14 protein-coding genes, 4 tRNA genes, 3 rRNA genes and 1 riboswitch are annotated in these 20,169 nt (G+C 38.1%); of the genes, 3 read left to right on the top strand and 18 right to left on the bottom strand.

What is annotated here, in order from left to right; genetic code table 11:
- Positions 1-169 precede the first annotated feature (169 nt).
- Together MHI00_RS13865 and MHI00_RS13870 are read right to left on the bottom strand one after the other, a co-directional pair.
- Positions 170-1,342 carry a M20 metallopeptidase family protein gene (locus MHI00_RS13865; RefSeq protein WP_015075543.1) on the bottom strand — a complete coding sequence of 391 codons (1,173 nt, stop codon included), beginning with the start codon at positions 1,340-1,342 and terminating at the stop codon, positions 170-172.
- A complete protein-coding gene (locus tag MHI00_RS13870) occupies positions 1,335-2,570 on the bottom strand; it encodes an MFS transporter (protein WP_341114357.1) in 1,236 nt (411 codons plus the stop codon). The genes MHI00_RS13865 and MHI00_RS13870 overlap by 8 nt, the downstream gene beginning before the upstream one ends.
- A gap of 227 nt (positions 2,571-2,797) precedes the next feature.
- Between MHI00_RS13870 and MHI00_RS13875 the strand changes: the two genes are divergently transcribed.
- A complete protein-coding gene (locus tag MHI00_RS13875) occupies positions 2,798-3,430 on the top strand; it encodes a hypothetical protein (RefSeq protein ID WP_317944573.1) in 633 nt (210 codons plus the stop codon).
- A 120-nt stretch (positions 3,431-3,550) separates the two neighbouring features.
- On the opposite strand, the gene MHI00_RS13880 is transcribed toward MHI00_RS13875, so the two are convergent.
- Positions 3,551-3,622, bottom strand: a tRNA-Glu gene (locus tag MHI00_RS13880).
- Positions 3,623-3,921: 299 nt separating this feature from the next.
- On the opposite strand from MHI00_RS13880, the gene MHI00_RS13885 reads away from it, so the two are divergent.
- On the top strand, positions 3,922-5,748 hold the full coding sequence (locus MHI00_RS13885; protein ID WP_341114361.1) for an APC family permease: 1,827 nt from the start codon (positions 3,922-3,924) through the stop codon (positions 5,746-5,748).
- 41 nt (positions 5,749-5,789) lie between these two features.
- On the opposite strand, the gene MHI00_RS13890 is transcribed toward MHI00_RS13885, so the two are convergent.
- The 8 genes from MHI00_RS13890 to MHI00_RS13925 form a co-directional block, all read right to left on the bottom strand.
- Positions 5,790-6,062, bottom strand: coding sequence for a GNAT family N-acetyltransferase (locus MHI00_RS13890; RefSeq protein WP_010049766.1), 273 nt, complete (start codon positions 6,060-6,062; stop codon positions 5,790-5,792).
- Between the two features lie 182 nt (positions 6,063-6,244).
- Positions 6,245-6,317 (bottom strand) — tRNA-Thr (locus tag MHI00_RS13895).
- A gap of 43 nt (positions 6,318-6,360) precedes the next feature.
- Positions 6,361-6,434: transfer RNA gene (locus MHI00_RS13900), tRNA-Asn, on the bottom strand.
- A gap of 15 nt (positions 6,435-6,449) precedes the next feature.
- Positions 6,450-6,565, bottom strand: a 5S ribosomal RNA gene (rrf, locus tag MHI00_RS13905).
- Between the two features lie 256 nt (positions 6,566-6,821).
- A 23S ribosomal RNA gene (locus MHI00_RS13910) occupies positions 6,822-9,743 on the bottom strand.
- Positions 9,744-10,054: 311 nt separating this feature from the next.
- Positions 10,055-10,127: transfer RNA gene (locus MHI00_RS13915), tRNA-Ala, on the bottom strand.
- 89 nt (positions 10,128-10,216) lie between these two features.
- Positions 10,217-11,771, bottom strand: a 16S ribosomal RNA gene (locus tag MHI00_RS13920).
- The 16S, 23S and 5S rRNA genes sit together here with 3 tRNA genes alongside, the layout of an rRNA operon.
- A 416-nt stretch (positions 11,772-12,187) precedes the next feature.
- Positions 12,188-12,898: an O-methyltransferase gene (locus MHI00_RS13925; RefSeq protein WP_015075538.1), complete on the bottom strand. Its 711-nt coding sequence runs from the start codon at positions 12,896-12,898 to the stop codon at positions 12,188-12,190.
- A gap of 254 nt (positions 12,899-13,152) precedes the next feature.
- Between MHI00_RS13925 and cbpA the strand changes: the two genes are divergently transcribed.
- A complete protein-coding gene (gene cbpA, locus MHI00_RS13930) occupies positions 13,153-13,797 on the top strand; it encodes a cyclic di-AMP binding protein CbpA (RefSeq protein ID WP_010054116.1) in 645 nt (214 codons plus the stop codon).
- A 46-nt stretch (positions 13,798-13,843) separates the two neighbouring features.
- Here cbpA and MHI00_RS13935 read toward each other — a convergent pair whose 3' ends face one another.
- From MHI00_RS13935 to MHI00_RS13965, 7 genes are all read right to left on the bottom strand, one after another.
- Complete coding sequence (locus tag MHI00_RS13935) at positions 13,844-14,332, bottom strand: QueT transporter family protein (protein WP_015075537.1); 489 nt, start codon at positions 14,330-14,332, stop codon at positions 13,844-13,846.
- Between the two features lie 4 nt (positions 14,333-14,336).
- Positions 14,337-14,384: riboswitch (PreQ1 riboswitch) on the bottom strand.
- Between the two features lie 482 nt (positions 14,385-14,866).
- Positions 14,867-15,217, bottom strand: a complete 351-nt coding sequence (locus MHI00_RS13940) for a type II toxin-antitoxin system PemK/MazF family toxin (RefSeq protein WP_010053381.1) — start codon at positions 15,215-15,217, stop codon at positions 14,867-14,869.
- A gap of 27 nt (positions 15,218-15,244) precedes the next feature.
- The gene (locus MHI00_RS13945) at positions 15,245-15,496 is read right to left on the bottom strand and encodes a hypothetical protein (RefSeq protein ID WP_010053379.1); all 252 of its coding nucleotides are present in this window, start codon (positions 15,494-15,496) and stop codon (positions 15,245-15,247) included.
- A gap of 150 nt (positions 15,497-15,646) precedes the next feature.
- Positions 15,647-16,774 carry an alanine racemase gene (gene alr, locus MHI00_RS13950; protein WP_341114375.1) on the bottom strand — a complete coding sequence of 376 codons (1,128 nt, stop codon included), beginning with the start codon at positions 16,772-16,774 and terminating at the stop codon, positions 15,647-15,649.
- A gap of 32 nt (positions 16,775-16,806) precedes the next feature.
- Entirely contained in the window at positions 16,807-17,157 is a 351-nt protein-coding gene (acpS, locus tag MHI00_RS13955) for a holo-ACP synthase (RefSeq protein WP_010053374.1), read from the bottom strand.
- 267 nt (positions 17,158-17,424) lie between these two features.
- A complete protein-coding gene (locus MHI00_RS13960) occupies positions 17,425-19,050 on the bottom strand; it encodes a DEAD/DEAH box helicase (RefSeq protein WP_010053373.1) in 1,626 nt (541 codons plus the stop codon).
- 418 nt (positions 19,051-19,468) lie between these two features.
- On the bottom strand, positions 19,469-20,164 hold the full coding sequence (locus tag MHI00_RS13965) for a Bax inhibitor-1/YccA family protein (RefSeq protein WP_015075533.1): 696 nt from the start codon (positions 20,162-20,164) through the stop codon (positions 19,469-19,471).
- Positions 20,165-20,169: the final 5 nt, after the last annotated feature.

Consider the following 20,169-nt stretch of genomic DNA (forward strand, 5'->3'; position numbering starts at 1 on the left):
TCTTTATCTAACGTATTTAGCATCTATTTAAAAAACATTACATTCATTTTAGCATAGTTTACTAAAAAACATCAACAAAAGACTAGACAATAAAAAATAAACAAACACTCATTAACATACATCATAAAAAAAAGACTAACCGTAGTTAATCTTTTTACCTTATTTCACTTCATTCTTCATCATTGATTAATAAATCTGTAATTAATTGGATTTCCATTTCAGCACCAACCGCCAAAGCACCTTCATTAATTTTAAACTTAGGATGATGATTCATATAACCACAGCCTTCCTCAGCTGTACCACCTCCAACAACAAAAAATGAACCTGGCACAACATCTGTATAGGCAGAAAAATCTTCGCCTCCCATCATTTGGGGAGCTGTGATGAGTCCTTTTTCTCCAACAACTTTTAAAGCTGCTTTTCGGACTAATTCAGTCGCTTCTGAATCATTTACAACTGGACTATAACCCATAATATAATTTAATTCATAGCTAGCCCCATACATTTTAGTCACATGTTCAATTATTTCTTCAATACGCTTTCTCACCAATGTGCGGACAGCCGGATCATTCGTTCGAACGGTGCCTTGAATTTTTGCTGTATCAGGAATAACATTCGCGCTATTTCCACTAGTAAATTCACCAATTGAAAGTACCGCATTATCAAAAGCAGCAATATTTCGCGAAATAATATTATTTAAATTTGTGATAATTTCTACACCAACTAAAATAGGATCAATTGCTAATTCTGGAGTTGATCCATGAGAACCGACCCCTTGAATTTTTAATTCGAAAATATCAGCTGCAGCTGTCAAAGCACCTGTACGAATTGCCACAACGCCTACAGGTATTTTAGGGAATATATGAATTCCAAAAACTAAATCAACGTCTTTCATAACTCCTGCTTCGACTAAAAATTTAGCACCTCCAGGGGGAACTTCCTCGGCAGGTTGAAAAATAAATTTGACAGTTCCAGCAATTTTTTCTTGCATGCTTGTTAATACTTTACAAGCCCCTAAAAGCATCGCAGTATGAGTATCATGTCCACATGCGTGCATAACTCCCTCATTTTGAGAAGGAAACGCAACATCTGCTTCTTCAACAATTGGCAATGCATCAATGTCTGCACGTAGAGCAATTGTTTTACCAGGCTTTGCACCCTTCAAAATTGCCACTACACTGTTCTCTGTTGGCGTTGTTAATTCAAGATTAGGAAATGTTTTTAATAGTTGATAAATATACTTAGCAGTTTCAACCTCATGAAAAGAAAGCTCCGGATTTTCATGAAGATGTCGACGCCATTTAACCATATCCTCAATCGGTAAATTTGTTTGACTATTCATTTATAGCTCCTCCTTGTCGATTCATTTTTAAAAATATAATAGCACCAGCAGCACCTATCCCCATTAATATAAAGAAAATAAATGTCGATAAGAAGTTGCCATTTGATACTCGAATTAATTCTCCTATTATTAAAGGAGCAAAGATTCCACCCATGACACCACCTGTCCCAATAGTAGCATAGCTTGGTGAAAAGCGTTCATTTATAAATAACTTTAATGGGATACTCATCAATGTCACAAAAGCGACTAGCATAGAAAAATTCGCTATCCCTAGCAATAGCGTAATCAAAATAATTGAGTCAAATGTATACACACCTAGCATAGAACATCCGCCAACAATACAAAAAATAGCAATAACTATTTTTTCTTTTCCAGCAAAATACCTCCCAACAATATAGCTGCCGCCAAGCGCGCCTATTAACGCAAAAATACCAGCAATTGAATTAATTTTGGCTGCATCGGTTAAACTCATCCCTTTTGCAGAAGTAAAAAAAGTTGGTAACCAATTCGTAAATCCATAAACTAGTGAGTTTATAAAAAAGGCACATACCGTTAGTATCCAGACACGCGAATCTTTCCAAATACTCAGCAATGGAACTTTATTTTTAGACGGAGTATCAAGAAGTACCTTATCATTCGTATGTTTTTCTTTTGGTAAAAAAACAAGTAAAACGAGCATAACGAGCGAGGCAAGGCCCGCCATAACAAAGTACGCTTTACGCCAGCCTATAGTTTCTATCATGGGAGAAACCATGACAGGCCCCACAATACCAGCAATTCCAGAAGAAGCTAATAGTATTCCTTGTGCAAATGTTCGTTTATTTAAAGGTAGATTTAGGGATATTTCTTTTCCAGAAGAAGCTGGGTATCCTGAATGCGCAATTGCACCCGTTAAAAATCGAATCAACATAAAATAAATTAACCCTTTCCCTAGACCAAATAGAAGCATAAAAATCGCTACAAATAAAATAGAAAAAACTAATATTTTTCGCGAACCTATTTTATTATTCAATAACCCCATTGGAATTTGCATTAAAGTATACCCAACAAAAAAGGAACTCATAATCCACCCCGTTTGAGTAGTACTTAAACTGAATTCTTTTGCAATAGGCACTAATGCGACCCCTACTCCTAGTTTATCAATATAAATCATAATGTAACCTAAAAAAAGAGTTGCTATCATTAAATTGTTTTTACGATTCAACTGTTCACTTTGTTTTATCGCCATTATCTCACCATTTTCTAATTTTTTAGTTATACTACTTAATATACTGAAGAAAACCAAAAAAAACAACAATTTTTTATTCTTTTTACTTAATAATCATTTAGAATTGTCACAATAGAAAAGTAAAGAAACATTTGTAACACAAATGTAAAATAAGTATTGACTTCGTAACTTAAGCTGTTATACTAAAGATATTGAATAACCTATTTTACAATAAGGAGTGTTTAGAAATGAAAAAACAAGTAAAAACATTAGCAATCATAGGAGTATTAATTTGTTCACTAAGTATTTATCTAAGTTTTTCTCAAAGCAATCAAAATCAGGCAACTTCTAAACATAAATCTCCGCAACCTGCTAAAATCCTAACAAAAAATGAAATTACACCAGTAAACAAAACGACTATAGATTCTTCAAGTCCAATTACTATCATTCAACCAGAAGCTGCAGAAGCTGAGAACGCCGTTACTCCTGAACCTGAAATACTTGAACCAACTACGGATACTGAAACTATTACAAAAATGCCAGAGAATTCAGATGATATTGCAGTGGAAAAAATACCAGTCCAATTAACAGCAGATGAAGCCTCAGCAGCACAAACTGATCCCATTGTAATTGATTTATCTTACCAAGGAAATTGGAAATCTTTAGATGGCAGTAGAACTATTACTGGTACACAGTATGGCTTCAAATTTGAAAATAGTCCTGTAGGCTGGTTAAATCGTTATTCAAAAAATGACGCAGGTTTAATTTTAGGTGATACAAACTATTTTACTTTTTATGTTCGCTTAACAGAAAATGATCATTTAATTATCGAAAAAACTGATGGGACTGAATTTTGGGAGTTTACTCGCAATTATCAATAAAAAAATAACCTCACTATCTGATGGAAATGCAGTGAGATCGTTCTTATTTCTTATAAACTTAGATTCCAATAAAAAATACCTTAAGCTCTTTAAGCTTAAGGTATTTTTTTATTCTCATTATGACCCGTACGGGAATCGAACCCGTGATACCGCCGTGAAAGGGCGGTGTCTTAACCGCTTGACCAACGGGCCATTTTTATTTGAAGCACAAAAATTATTATATAAAAAATTTGGCTACTTGTAAAGTTATTTTTTTTGAAATTTCTACTTTTATTTAGCACTCGTATATCACTTTATTGTGATCCCCATTTATTTTCCTTAAAATTTCAATCTAGTTGTTTTTTAATTCTTATTTCATATAATTATTCTTACTCTTCTTACTCCCTTATTTCATTTTAATCCGTTCCTTATTTCTGCTTGCTAAAGCATTAAAAGAGGTATATAATTCTTAAATTGTGGCTTAAATTTATTATAGAAAATGAGGAATAAAAATGTGGAGTGTTTTAAAACGTTATTTAATTGGTAAACCATTAAAAAGTTCTGAAGAAGGTGACCAAAAATTAGGCCGCTTCAAAGCCTTAGCCCTTCTCTCTTCAGACGCACTATCTTCAATCGCTTATGGAACTGAACAAATTGTTTTAGTTTTAGTTACTTTATCAACTGGAGCAATTTGGTATTCCCTACCTTTAGCAGGCCTTGTTTTAATCTTATTACTAGCTCTTGTTATTTCTTATCGACAAATCATACATGCTTACCCGCATGGTGGTGGAGCTTACATGGTCTCTAGTGAAAATCTCGGTAAGACATCAGGATTGATTGCTGGTGGCTCACTCTTAGTTGATTATATGCTTACAGTAGCTGTCAGCGTCTCTGCGGGCACAGAAGCGATTACCTCTGCAATTCCTGCTTTATATAATCAACGAGTTCCATTGGCTATTTTAATTGTATTTTTAATTACTGCGATGAACTTGCGTGGCTTAAGAGAATCTGCTTCATTTTTAATGTTTCCTGTTTATTTGTTTGTCGCAGTAATTACTTTGTTAATTATTACTGGTTTTCTAAAAATTGCTCTTGGAATAGCACCTTTTCATGCAACCGCAACTGTTGGAGCTGTTGTCCCTGGTATTACTTTAGGACTTTTATTAAGAGCTTTTTCATCTGGATCTTCTTCATTAACTGGTGTTGAAGCTATTAGCAACGCTGTTCCATTCTTCAAAAAACCCCAAGCAAAAAATGCAGCAGCAACACTTGCCTTGATGGGTGGAATATTAGGTTTTTTCTTTGCTGGAATCACCTTCTTAAATTATTGGTATGGAATTATTCCAACTGAAAAAGTTACTGTCTTATCACAAATTGGGAAAGCAATTTTTGGTAATGGAGCCTTTTATTATTTGCTACAATTTTCAACTGCTTTTATTCTAGCTCTCGCAGCCAATACAGGATTTTCAGCTTTTCCAGTTTTAGCTTATAATTTAGCAAAAGATAAATATATGCCTCATATGTATCTAGCAAAAGGAGATCGATTAGGCTATTCCAATGGAATTATGACCCTTTCTCTTGGTTCAATTCTACTTATAGCATTATTTAATGGTGAAACCTCTCGTTTAATCCCTCTATATGCTGTTGGCGTCTTTATCCCATTTACGTTATCTCAAACAGGTATGCTAGTCAAATGGCACCGTGAGCGACCTAAAAATTGGTTAGTTAAATCAATTTCAAATTTTATTGGAGCACTTATTTCATTTGCTATTTTTGCTATACTATTCTTCTACCGTTTAAATGAAATTTGGCCTTTCTTCTTAATTATGCCAATTATGCTCCTTATTTTTTATAAAATACATGATCATTACAAAAAAACAGCATTACAGTTAAAACTTGAAGATTCTGTTCCGATAACTTATACAGGAAGTACTGTTATTGTTTTAATTAGTAATATTACTCTCGTTACAAATCAGGCTCTTAATTACGCCTATACCATTGCTGATAATGTCATTGCTATGCATGTTTCTTTTGATGATAACCCTGATAAAGAAACTGAATTTGATAATGATTTTAAAATGAAATACCCAGAGATACGTTTGGTTAACCTTCACTCTTCTTATCGAAGTGTTATTCATCCAGTTTTACGTTTTGTAAAATTGATTGAGGCTCAATCAACTAAAAAAGGCTATACAACAACTGTTTTAATCCCTCAGTTCATTCCAAAAAAAGCATGGCAGCACATTCTCCATAATCAAACGAGTTTACGCTTAAGAGCTGCTTTGGCTACAAAAGAAAATATCGTTGTAGCTACCTATAGCCATCATTTAAAAAAATAATTTAAAATAAAAAAGGTCTAGAAAATTAAACTCTAGACCTTTTAAGCTTCAATATCTTTATATTCAGGTTTACGATCAAATTCAGCTTTAGCGAATGGACATAGTGGAACAATTTTTTTTCCTTCTACTCTCATTTCATCAACTACACGTTTTACAAGTTGTCCTGCAATTCCTTGACCTCTTAAAGAAGGATCTACAAATGTATGGTCCAAGATTACTTTAGTATCACCTGCTGGTACATAAGTTACCTCTGCAATCATTTTACCTTCTTCATTATTTTTATAAAAACGATTTTCAGATTTTTCAAATTCCATCAGTATCATTCCTTTCTATTATATCTACTCTTTATTTTAACATTAACTTAACTATTATACAGCATATTAAGAATTTCTTAATAGAATTAGCTTATCTTTAGGCAGATTTCATGCTAAGAAAAAACAACTTAGAATTAATTTTCTAAGTTGTTTCAAGTTTTAAATTGGATTGTATTGACAGAAGCCACTTACCAGATTTGAACTGGTGACCCCTTCCTTACCATGGAAGTGCTCTACCGACTGAGCTAAAGCGGCAAATTTCGTTCCTATAAATACTTGATTATAGACAAAAAAAATACTCCGCAAGTAGGACTCGAACCTACGACATCATGATTAACAGTCATGCGCTACTACCAACTGAGCTATTGCGGAATAATATTGAATCTTGCGTGGCAACGTCCTACCCTCACAGGGGGAAACCCCCAACTACTCTCGGCGCTGAAAAGCTTAACTGCTGTGTTCGGCATGGGAACAGGTGTATCCTTTTCGCTATCGCCACCACACAATTTTTTTACAACTTACGGCGCTACTCTGCGTCTGTTTCCTTTACTCCACTCCTCATGCACACTAGTGCATTCCGGGGTTCGCTCAGTTACATCCTTGATTAGCTTGCAATTTGTTAAAAAATGCTTGTTTAGGTTGATGGTTACATCGACACTAAACTGCGATTCAATTATTTAGTTGTAGAGAGTTTGATCTCTCAAAACTGGAACTGTTTAAAAAGTAATTGTTTTGGAAACGTTCTTCACCGTTTATTTCTTGGTTAAGTCCTCGACCGATTAGTATTGGTCCGCTCCATACATCGCTGTACTTCCACTTCCAACCTATCTACCTGATCATCTCTCAGGGGTCTTACTCACTTACGTGATGGGAAATCTCATCTCGAGGGGGGCTTCACGCTTAGATGCTTTCAGCGTTTATCCCTTCCACACATAGCTACCCAGCGATGCTCTTGGCAGAACAACTGGTACACCAGCGGTGTGTCCATCCCGGTCCTCTCGTACTAAGGACAGCTCCTCTCAAATTTCCTGCGCCCGCGACGGATAGGGACCGAACTGTCTCACGACGTTCTGAACCCAGCTCGCGTACCGCTTTAATGGGCGAACAGCCCAACCCTTGGGACCGACTACAGCCCCAGGATGCGATGAGCCGACATCGAGGTGCCAAACCTCCCCGTCGATGTGGACTCTTGGGGGAGATAAGCCTGTTATCCCCAGGGTAGCTTTTATCCGTTGAGCGATGGCCCTTCCATGCGGAACCACCGGATCACTAAGCCCGACTTTCGTCCCTGCTCGACTTGTAGGTCTCGCAGTCAAGCTCCCTTCTGCCTTTACACTCTACGAATGATTTCCAACCATTCTGAGGGAACCTTTGGGCGCCTCCGTTACTCTTTAGGAGGCGACCGCCCCAGTCAAACTGCCCGTCTGACACTGTCTCCAGCCACGATTAGTGGCTAGGGTTAGAGTGGTCATACAGCAAGGGTAGTATCCCACCAATGCCTCCATCAAGACTGGCGTCCTGACTTCTATGGCTCCTACCTATCCTGTACAAGCTGTACAAACACTCAATATCAAACTGCAGTAAAGCTCCATGGGGTCTTTCCGTCCTGTCGCGGGTAACCTGCATCTTCACAGGTACTATAATTTCACCGAGTCTCTCGTTGAGACAGTGCCCAAATCGTTACGCCTTTCGTGCGGGTCGGAACTTACCCGACAAGGAATTTCGCTACCTTAGGACCGTTATAGTTACGGCCGCCGTTTACTGGGGCTTCAATTCTTAGCTTCGCCGAAGCTAACCAATCCTCTTAACCTTCCAGCACCGGGCAGGCGTCAGCCCCTATACGTCATCTTTCGATTTTGCAGAGACCTGTGTTTTTGATAAACAGTCGCTTGGGCCTATTCACTGCGGCTGATCTTTCGATCAGCACCCCTTCTCCCGAAGTTACGGGGTCATTTTGCCGAGTTCCTTAACGAGAGTTCTCTCGCACACCTTAGGATACTCTCCTCGACTACCTGTGTCGGTTTGCGGTACGGGCAATTTCTTTCTAACTAGAAGCTTTTCTTGGCAGTGTGACATCAGAAACTTCGGTACTGTAATTTCCCTCCCCATCACAACTTGTCCGTACAGAAGCAAGCATTTAACTCACCTCAAGACTCATTGCTTAGACGCACATATCCAACAGTGCGCATTTCTTAGCCTCCTGCGTCCCTCCATTGTTCAAACAAAAGAAACTGGTACAGGAATATCAACCTGTTGTCCATCGCCTACGCCTATCGGCCTCGGCTTAGGTCCCGACTAACCCTGGGAGGACGAGCCTTCCCCAGGAAACCTTAGTCATACGGTGGACGGGATTCTCACCCGTCTTTCGCTACTCATACCGGCATTCTCACTTCTAAGCGCTCCACTAGTCCTCACGGTCTAGCTTCGACGCCCTTAGAACGCTCTCCTACCATAGAACCCTAAGGTTCTATCCACAGCTTCGGTGTACTATTTAGCCCCGGTAAATTTTCGGCGCAGGGTCACTCGACTAGTGAGCTATTACGCACTCTTTAAATGATGGCTGCTTCTGAGCCAACATCCTAGTTGTCTAAGCAACCCCACATCCTTTTCCACTTAATAGTAACTTTGGGACCTTAGCTGGTGGTCTGGGCTGTTTCCCTTTCGACTACGGATCTTATCACTCGCAGTCTGACTCCCGGATATAAATCAATGGCATTCGGAGTTTATCTGAATTCGGTAACCCTAGAAGGGCCCCTAGTCCAAACAGTGGCTCTACCTCCATGATTCTTAATTCCGAGGCTAGCCCTAAAGCTATTTCGGAGAGAACCAGCTATCTCCAAGTTCGATTGGAATTTCTCCGCTACCCACACCTCATCCCCGCATTTTTCAACATACGTGGGTTCGGTCCTCCAGTGCGTATTACCGCACCTTCAACCTGGACATGGGTAGGTCACTTGGTTTCGGGTCTACGACCACATACTCATTCGCCCTATTCAGACTCGCTTTCGCTACGGCTCCGTCTTATCAACTTAACCTCGCATGTAATCGTAACTCGCCGGTTCATTCTACAAAAGGCACGCTATCACCCATTAACGGGCTCTAACTATTTGTAAGCACACGGTTTCAGGAGCTCTTTCACTCCCCTTCCGGGGTTCTTTTCACCTTTCCCTCACGGTACTGGTTCACTATCGGTCACTAAGGAGTATTTAGCCTTGCGGGATGGTCCCCGCGGATTCCGACGGAATTTCTCGTGTTCCGCCGTACTCAGGATACACAACAGAGTGAACTTTGTTTCGATTACGGGGCTTTTACCCTCTTCGGCGGACCTTTCCAGATCGCTTCTTCTACAAAACTCATTTATGACTCTTAATGTCGTGTCCTACAACCCCAAAGAGCAAGCTCTTTGGTTTGGGCTCTTCCCGTTTCGCTCGCCGCTACTCAGGGAATCGAATTTTCTTTCTCTTCCTGCAGGTACTTAGATGTTTCAGTTCTCTGCGTCTACCTCTACTAGCCTATGTATTCAGCTAGCAGTAACATTCTATAAAAAATGCTGGGTTCCCCCATTCGGAAATCTTTGGATCAAAGCTTACTTACAGCTCCCCAAAGCATATCGGAGTTAGTCCCGTCCTTCATCGGCTCTTAGTGCCAAGGCATCCACCGTGCGCCCTTATTAACTTAACCTAATTTTGGCACTACTACTTCACACTTCTTCGTTAATTTCGTGTTTTGTGATACTCACGTACGCTAGTACGCTCCGTTTCTCAAACACTCATTTCCTCGAATTGCTTCGCATTAGCACAAAAATTTTATCGATGGTATTCCCGAAGGAATCTCATGATGTTAGTCAATGATTTTATTCATTATCTTACGATAAGAACTAATTAAAAAACTCATTTAAAACGCGGTGTTTTCTCGGTTTCTTACTTTAATTACTTTTTAAACAGTATCCAGTTTTCAAAGAACAAATTCTGTAATCTGCAATCAGATTACAATGGAGCCTAGCGGGATCGAACCGCTGACCTCCTGCGTGCAAGGCAGGCGCTCTCCCAGCTGAGCTAAGGCCCCTTTAAAAGGTATTTAATTCAAAAAAAATTAACCTCTCAAAACTGAACAAAGTAAAAACGAATGTGTGGGATTTCCGTAATATTCCTTAGAAAGGAGGTGATCCAGCCGCACCTTCCGATACGGCTACCTTGTTACGACTTCACCCCAATTATCTATCCCACCTTAGACGGCTGGCTCCTAAAAGGTTACCTCACCGGCTTCGGGTGTTACAAACTCTCGTGGTGTGACGGGCGGTGTGTACAAGACCCGGGAACGTATTCACCGCGGCGTTCTGATCCGCGATTACTAGCGATTCCGGCTTCATGTAGGCGAGTTGCAGCCTACAATCCGAACTGAGAATGGCTTTAAGAGATTAGCTTGGCCTCGCGACCTTGCGACTCGTTGTACCATCCATTGTAGCACGTGTGTAGCCCAGGTCATAAGGGGCATGATGATTTGACGTCATCCCCACCTTCCTCCGGTTTGTCACCGGCAGTCTCACTAGAGTGCCCAACTAAATGCTGGCAACTAGTAATAAGGGTTGCGCTCGTTGCGGGACTTAACCCAACATCTCACGACACGAGCTGACGACAACCATGCACCACCTGTCACTTTGTCCCCGAAGGGAAAGCTCTATCTCTAGAGTGGTCAAAGGATGTCAAGACCTGGTAAGGTTCTTCGCGTTGCTTCGAATTAAACCACATGCTCCACCGCTTGTGCGGGTCCCCGTCAATTCCTTTGAGTTTCAGCCTTGCGGCCGTACTCCCCAGGCGGAGTGCTTAATGCGTTAGCTGCAGCACTGAAGGGCGGAAACCCTCCAACACTTAGCACTCATCGTTTACGGCGTGGACTACCAGGGTATCTAATCCTGTTTGCTCCCCACGCTTTCGAGCCTCAGCGTCAGTTACAGACCAGAGAGTCGCCTTCGCCACTGGTGTTCCTCCACATATCTACGCATTTCACCGCTACACGTGGAATTCCACTCTCCTCTTCTGCACTCAAGTTCTCCAGTTTCCAATGACCCTCCCCGGTTGAGCCGGGGGCTTTCACATCAGACTTAAAGAACCGCCTGCGCTCGCTTTACGCCCAATAAATCCGGACAACGCTTGCCACCTACGTATTACCGCGGCTGCTGGCACGTAGTTAGCCGTGGCTTTCTGGTTAAATACCGTCAGGGGATGAGCAGTTACTCTCATCCTTGTTCTTCTTTAACAACAGAGTTTTACGATCCGAAAACCTTCTTCACTCACGCGGCGTTGCTCCGTCAGACTTTCGTCCATTGCGGAAGATTCCCTACTGCTGCCTCCCGTAGGAGTCTGGGCCGTGTCTCAGTCCCAGTGTGGCCGATCACCCTCTCAGGTCGGCTACGTATCATTGCCTTGGTGAGCCATTACCTCACCAACTAGCTAATACGCCGCGGGTCCATCCATTAGTGGTAGCCGAAGCCACCTTTCCTTCAAGAATCATGCGATTCCTGAAACTATGCGGTATTAGCATCCGTTTCCGAATGTTATCCCCCTCTAATGGGCAGGTTACCCACGTGTTACTCACCCGTCCGCCACTCACTTGGTTAAAGAGCAAGCTCTTCAACTTCGTGCGTTCGACTTGCATGTATTAGGCACGCCGCCAGCGTTCGTCCTGAGCCAGGATCAAACTCTCATATAAAATGATGCTTGAAGCTCATTAGTTTTTGCTAGCGAATAATTATTCACTTTCTTGCTTGTTTGACTCAACCTTGTTGAGTCATCCTACACATTTGGTTCGTCTTACTTTGTTCAGTTTTCAAAGGTCAATTTGTTTGTTTTGACAACTTCTATATATTAACAAATATATTTAACAGTGTCAACACTTTTTATTTTTATTTTTGTCTTTATTGTGTTGCTTGTTTCGTTTGCCCTCGTTAGGACATGTATTAATATACCAAGATATTTGGATTTCGTCAACACTATTTTATACATTTTTCCATTTTTTTTAATTTTGTTTAAAAAACCCTTTTATAATAGCCATTAAACTAAAGTAAAAAAGAATTTTTATTCAAAAATCACTGAATAAAATTCTTTTTTACAGCGCATAATAAAATGTTAAATTTTTGACTCTTCTATTAAATAGGAAAAATCAGTCTCATCTTGCTTCACAATTAATAGTAAGCCGTCTCCAAGAGGTATAATACTACTTTCTATTGAAGGATGCTCCATTACAACATCTAAAAATGCATTCAATTTTTTATGGATGGCTCTAGAACGTTTCGGTATCTCTTCCTTAGGTAATAAAATTGTTCCACCCTGTAAAACATCATCTACTACTAACATCCCACCAACTCGTAAAAGGCGCATACATTCAGGAAAAAAATCGTAATATTTAGATTTTGCGCTATCCATAAAAATAAAATCATACGGCCCGTCCAAGGTTGGCAATATATCTGCAGCCTGACCTTCTAATAATGTTACTTTTTCAGTTAGGCCCAAACTTTCATAGTTAGCTCTAGCTTTTTCAATCATTACATCAAAACGATCGATAGTTGTTACGTGTCCATCATCACCAACATGCTGTGCCATTAGGCTGGATGAAAATCCAATTGCTGCACCAATTTCTAATATATTTTTAGGTTGTAGCTGACCTAATAAAAGATTTAAAAAAACCACTGTCTCATGTGGGATAATGGGAACACCACGTTCATTAGCTCCTCTTTCAATCTCTCCTAGTTTCCCAGCTAAAGGTTTTTGTTTTTTTCGAATAAATTCTAGAACATCTTTATTTACTACTGGGCGATCCATCATTTCATTAATTGCCATGTCTGATTACTTCCTTCTATTAAATGTCGTTTTTATTTTTAATTAGATTAATCTATACTATTCTTTAGACTTGTTCTATTATAAATTCCACTTAACTAAGAAACAAGCCTTTCTTTAAAATTATTTTTTCTCATTCTATTAAATTCTATTAATTATCTCGATAGTAGCAGATGAAAACATTGTAAATACACTATTTTATATGGTATCATCAAGTGTATAGTATCAAATTTTCACAAGATGGGGAGGATTTATTAATGTTAATCAAATCACTTTGTATTCCTAAGAAAAAATTAACAACCGTTAAAGAAACAGTTACACTTCAGGAAGCCATTGAAATTCTAGAAAGCTCTGGCTATCGTTGTGTGCCAATACTGGACGAAACAGGAACTATTTTCCGAGGAAATATTTATAAAATGCACATTTATCGTCATAAAGCTAATGGTGGAGATATGACTTTACCTGTTACTCATTTACTGAAGAATGCAACTAAATTTATTTCAATTGAATCATCTTTCTTTAAAGTCTTCTTTACAATCAAAGAATTGCCTTATATTTCTGTACTTGATGAAAATAATCGTTTCTATGGTATTTTAACACACAGCTCTCTTTTAAGTATGCTACAACAATCTTGGAACGTAGATGTCGGAAGTTATGTATTAACTATTGCTTCATCTGGACTTAAAGGCGATTTAAGTAATATGACTAAAATAATTAACAAGTATTGTACGATTGCTAGTTGTATTACTTTAGATGTTGAACGTGATGAACTAGTTCGTCGAACAATGATTACATTGCCTGCTGGAATTGACCAAGAAACATTGGATCAAATTATCGAACATTTGGATAAACGCGGTTTCCGTGTTGTTGAAATTGAAGATTTACGTCATATGGCAAAATAAAAACAAAAGAAGTTTACCAAAATAAATGGTGAACTTCTTTTTTTCTTTATCCTTCTATTCTTTCACTAAAATGAAGCTTTTTATCCAGAGCAACCATAATCGGCATCCCAATTAAAAGTACAGTTACTTCGCCAACTGCAACAGATACATATCCTGCCCAAAACGGTAAGTCAAATGCTAATAACAACTCCCAGGCAATTAAAGCTGAACTAAGACCAAAAATAATTAAGACAATCGTCATTTTTAACCAAATATTTTTCATATTTTTTATAATTAACGCTGCAATGATTAGTGATAGTAAAGATTGTCCTACACCAAAAATCATATCATATTGGATCATTGGAGACCATAAATTGGAAATAACTACTCCTCCAACAATTCCCGGAATATACTTCTTGTTGAAAACGACTAAATAATTCAACATTTCAGCAACTCTAAACTGCACTGCTCCATATGAAATAAAGGCAAGCGAAAGCGTTAAAACTACATATATTGTCGCGATAATAGCATTTATCAATAATGCTTTTGTTTTCATTTTTTTCCTCCTAGTTTTTTTTCGTGGGATGGTATTAGTGAACCACGTCAGTTGCAGCACTACCTACCATAGGCAAACTGCACTAGACATTATTCTACAGGATTAATTTTCTTTATACAAGAATTTATTTTATGTACTCGTTTATATTTTCGGATTACATTCGTCCTTTACGGCCGATGCATACTATGGTTCTAAGTTGCTTACGCAGCAAGAACCTTGAAAAACAACATTTCTCGGATTACATTCGTCCTTTACGGCCGATGCATACTATGGTTCTAAGTTGCTTACGTAGCAAGAACCTTGAAAAACCAACATTTCTCGGATTACATTCGTCCTTTACGGTCGATGCACACTATGGTTCTAAGTTGCTTACGCAGCAAGAACCTTGAAAAACAACATTTCTCGGATTACATTCGTCCTTTACGGCCGATGCATACTATGGTTCTAAGCTGCTTACGCTGCAAGAACCATAGCAAAAACCACCCACAATAAAATTATCAGGGTGGTTTACTAAATTAAAATTAAGTACGTATTTTATACACTACCAGACAAACCAACACTGATTTCTAATGCTTCATCAACTTTTTGCATTAATTGGTAATCTAGTTGTGTAACTTTATCTTTTAAACGTTGCTTATCTATTGTTCTAATTTGTTCTAAGAGAACAACTGAATCACGCTCTAAACCATGCTTTTCTGCTGAAACTTCTACATGCGTAGGCATTTTTGCTTTTTGGATTTTTGCTGTAATTGCTGCCACAATAACTGTTGGACTATAATGGTTTCCAACGTTATTTTGAATAATTAAAACCGGACGCATTCCACCCTGCTCTGAGCCAATGACTGGCGATAAATCAGCAAAATAAACTTCTCCTCGTTTTACCATAGGTACTTTCCTCCCTATCATACCAGACTACACGTGAGAATTACTATCTTTTTCAGAATCTTCAAATTCATTACAAATATCAAGATTTATCTCAGACATCTCTTTATAACCTTTGATCATGGTATCATGTTTTTTTTGATTTTCTTTAAAGAAACGCTTCATTACGGTATTTACAAACTCGTTTTCATCAATCCCATATTTTATACAGTATCTGTGAACCTTTTGAAAATTCAAATTGTCCAAAGTGATTTTAATAAATTTTTCAGTTTTAGGTTCCATACTCCAACCCCCCATAAAGATTCTGCCGTTTTTAATCTAAAAACGATAGCTTCACTTAATGGTACCATGAAAAACTTAACATTTAAACATTACTATTAAAATAACAAAACTTGATATGTAGCGAATGTTAAATTCTATTCACAAATCAAATTAGCAATATACTCTAGGTAACCGTTGGGTAAATCCACAAACAATTTCATAGTTAATGGTATCCAAGTATTCAGCAATTTCTTGAGCTGAGATTTCATCGTTTTGATCTTTTCCTATCAATACAACTTTTGTACCAATAGCCACCTCTTTATTTAACCGTATCATACATTGATCCATACAGATACGCCCAACTATTTCACATCTTTCACCCTCCACAAGTACCGTTTGCCCTTGTAAGCTTCGGCGCCAACCATCAGCATAACCAATTGGTAGAGTTCCAATCCACTCCCCTTCTTTAGCTTTATAAGTAGCACCATAGCTAACTGTTTCACCTGCTGACATCTGTTTCACTTGAACCAATGTCGTCTCGACACTCATAGCTGGTTCTAATTTAATAGGTAAATCTAATTCTCTACCTGATGGATTTAGACCATACATCGCAATTCCTAAACGGACAATTCGTTTTTGGTGTTTTTGATGCCATAAACTAGTCGCACTATTGGCAGAATGAATATAGGTTGGTTTTACAGTCATTCCTTCAACTAATTTTTGAAATTTCTCTACTTGTTGATGAAACTGTTTTGTATCTTTGCTATCAGCTGTTGCAAAATGTGTAAACACTCCCTGGCAATTAAATGAAGTTGAATGAGTTAAATAACTTTCAACTTCAGCCAATTCAGCACTTGTTCGAAATCCAACTCTTCCCATTCCAGTATCTATAGCCAAGTGAATATCAAGCTTCCTATTTTCCGAGAATGATTTTTCTCTTTTTAAGTAAAATTCAGCTTCTTCTAACCACTTTAAATAGCCAACTGCTACACTAATTCTCTGATCTAAAAGTAATTTTGCATATTTTGCTTCAACTAACCCCATAATTAAAATCGGTTCTTTGAACCCAGCTTGTCTGAGTTCTAAGGCCTCATCAATCAATGCGACACAAAAACCTTGCACACCTGCTTCTCTAGCAATAGTTGCTACTTCTAAAGCACCATGCCCATATCCATCAGCTTTTACAACTGCGTAGACTTCAGTATCGGGTTCAAGAAGATTCATCTGATTTTTAATGTTATTAAAAATAGCATTTCTATCTATGAGCGCATAAGTATTTCGATGTTTTCCAGAAACCAAACGTATTCCTCCTTTGATTATTATCATCTTACTTACTTTTCTAAAATAACTTGAGCCGCAACAATTGTATCCGTATGTGTAAGGGAGATAAAACAAGTACCCTTAAATGGACTTTTAGTTATTTCTGGCTTTCCATTACTAGAGTTTAGAATTTCAATATCTTGAAAACCTACTTTACCGATTCCCGTTCCTAATGCTTTCGAAAATGCTTCTTTTGCAGCAAATCTTCCTGCAAGATACTCTATTTGTCGCTTCCCATGAAACCCCATAAAACAATCCCATTCTTTTTCTGTTAACACTCTTTTGGCAAAAGTATTTTGACGTATATGGGCCTTTTCAATTCTAGATATATCCGCTATATCTAGACCAATTCCTACTATCATTTTTAATCCCTCTTTTTTATGTAACCTTTTAACCTATTTTTAATTCTGACTTTTATTTGTTAAATTTTAAAAAAACCTACTGCAAGACTTACTAGCTGTAATTTTATCAAATATTTAGGCTTTTGTCATCTTATATCCCCTGTTTTGAAAACTTTTGCTATTTCTTTTTTTCGTTATTTATTCGAAAAAAAAGAAACACCGTTAAAAATCTTCTTTAATAATAAAAAGAAAGCCAATTCTACTAAAAGAATTGGCTTTCTTATTTTTTTAGTTTTCTTTGTTACGAATAGTGAAGTTACGGTCTCCGCCGCCACTACGACGATTGTCTGAAGAATTACCGCGTCCGCCTTTGCGAGCTTCGCTACTGCTGCTACCACCAGCATTGCTGCCACGTTTAGCATCTTTATTCCAGCTTCCGCCAGAACCAGCTCCGCCACCACTACGACGATTATCTTTTCCACCACGTTGTGCTCCGCCACGACGTTCTCCGCCGCCACTTCCACCACGGTATCCACCTTTACCACGACTTGCGCCGCCACGGTTTCCACCACCTCCACCACTTCCACCTTTACGGCTTGGTAATGGACGTTCTGGAGTGATTTTAACAGGAATTTCACTGGCATCTTTAGAAATACTCTTCAAGAATGCAGCTGCAATATCTGTTGTATCATAGTCTTCTAATAATTGAGCAGCTGCTTTTTCATAGCGCTCTAAATCATTACTTTTAACTAATTCTTCTGCTGTTTCCATAGCTGCTTTTACTTGACCTTCAAACGCTTCAGCATTTGTTGGTGGGCGTAAAGTAGTCATTTTTTTCTTAGTTAAATCTTCAATCACACGTAGGTAGCCCATTTCATTTGGTGTAATGAATGTAACTGACATACCTTCTTTACCAGCACGACCAGTACGACCGATACGGTGAACATAGCTTTCTGGATCTTGTGGAATATCATAGTTGTATACATGTGTTACTCCAGAAATATCTAATCCACGAGCAGCCACATCTGTTGCCACTAAAATGTCTAAATCACCTTTTTTAAATGATTTTAAAACACTCATACGTTTTTGTTGCGAAAGATCACCATGGATTCCTTCAGCGCGGTAACCACGCATTTCTAATCCTTTTGATAATTCATCAACGCGTCGTTTTGTACGTCCGAATACGATTGTTAATTCTGGTGTTTGAACATCTAATAAACGAGTCATAATATCAAATTTCTCGAAATCTTTACAACGAACATAATATTGATCAATTAAGCTATCAGACATTGCTGTAGCTTGAATGCGCACATGTTCAGGTTCGTTCATAAATTTAACACCGATACGTTTAATTGCATCTGGCATTGTTGCTGAGAATAATAATGTTTGACGTGTTTTTGGAACTTCTTTAATGATTTTTTCGATATCTTCTAAGAATCCCATGTTTAACATTTCATCTGCTTCATCTAAAACTAGAGTTTCAACTTGATCTAATTTTAATGTGCGACGGTTAATATGATCAAGCAAACGTCCAGGAGTACCAACAACAATATGTGGTTGATCTTTTAATGAACGAATTTGGCGACTGATATCAGCTCCACCATAAACGACTTGAACACGAACTTTTTTGTCGCGACTCAAACGGAATAATTCTTCTTGTGTTTGGATTGCTAATTCACGAGTTGGTGCAATAACCAAACCTTGAACAGCGCGGTTTTTAAGATCGATTTTTTGTAACATTGGCAAACCAAAAGCTGCTGTTTTACCAGTACCAGTTTGTGCTTGTCCAATAACATCTTTGCCTTCAAGTGCCAATGGAATTGTTTGTTCCTGGATTGGTGTTGCTTCCTCAAAGCCTAAACGTTCTACTGATTGTAATAATTCAGGGTCTAACCCTAATTCTGAAAATTTCAAATTTTTTCCTCCCAATTTGGAAAACCTTTAAGAGAGATTTTTGCGAAATACAGGCGGTCTATTTTTTTAAATGCCTGCTGCTGTAACTCCATATAAAAACCCGGTGTCTGATTTACGAACTAACGTAATGCACCAGGCCCCTCATTTCATATCAAAAGCTTGGAGAATCTCCAAGCTTTTTTTCTGCTTATCTATTCACAAAACCCTCAACGGTTTTACTTTTCTGTTATCTAAACAATAATAACATGAATACCTCAAGTTTTCAATCAATTTACATCAATGTGTAAATGAACACGTTTTCTATCGGCAAGTATCTTTCTAAACTTACGTTATATTAATTTATGGCTAGAAAAATACAGTTACTCTAAAAAAAAAAGACCTGATTTAGTTATCAGGTCTCCTTACTTAACTATTTAATTTAGTTACGTCCGCCACCGAAAATTCTTAAAACTGCTAAGAAAATATTGATGAAATCAAGATACAGACTTAAAGCCCCACTAATAGCAATTGCTCCTAATGATTGGCTGTCTGAATAGTGGAAGTAGATTTGTTTTAATTTTTGAGTATCGTAAGCTGTTAAACCGACAAAAATTAGTACTGTAATATAAGACAAAATCAATTCTCCTGGACCACTTCTTAAGATAAAGCCATTTACTAATGTAGCAATAATTAAACCAATTAAGGCGCTACGTAAATGTCCCCCTAAACCAGTCATGTCTTTTTTAGTTACAAATCCAAAAATACTCATACCAGCAAATGTTCCAGCTGTAATCATAAAGGCAGCCGCAATGTCACCTAATGGATAAATAATAAAGATAGAAGACAATAGGATGCCGTTAACAATTGAAAAGGCGATGAAGCCCACAATTGATGAACCTACGGAACGAAGCTTATTGCCATTTGAAGCTAATTTCATTACTAGGAAAATTTCTACTAAGAACAAGGCAATAAAGCCAAATGGGTTTCCAAGAACTAAATTAAGAATAAACGGACTTTGCGCCGCGTAAAAAGCAGTAATTCCACTAATAGCTAAAGCCAAAGTCATATACCCATATACTGTTGCAAAAAAACGACTCAAACCTGCCGTTGCTACTTCTTTTCTTTGTGTTTGCATTGACA

The organism is Carnobacterium sp. FSL E2-0243 (assembly GCF_038003605.1).
Taxonomy (GTDB): domain Bacteria; phylum Bacillota; class Bacilli; order Lactobacillales; family Carnobacteriaceae; genus Carnobacterium; species Carnobacterium maltaromaticum.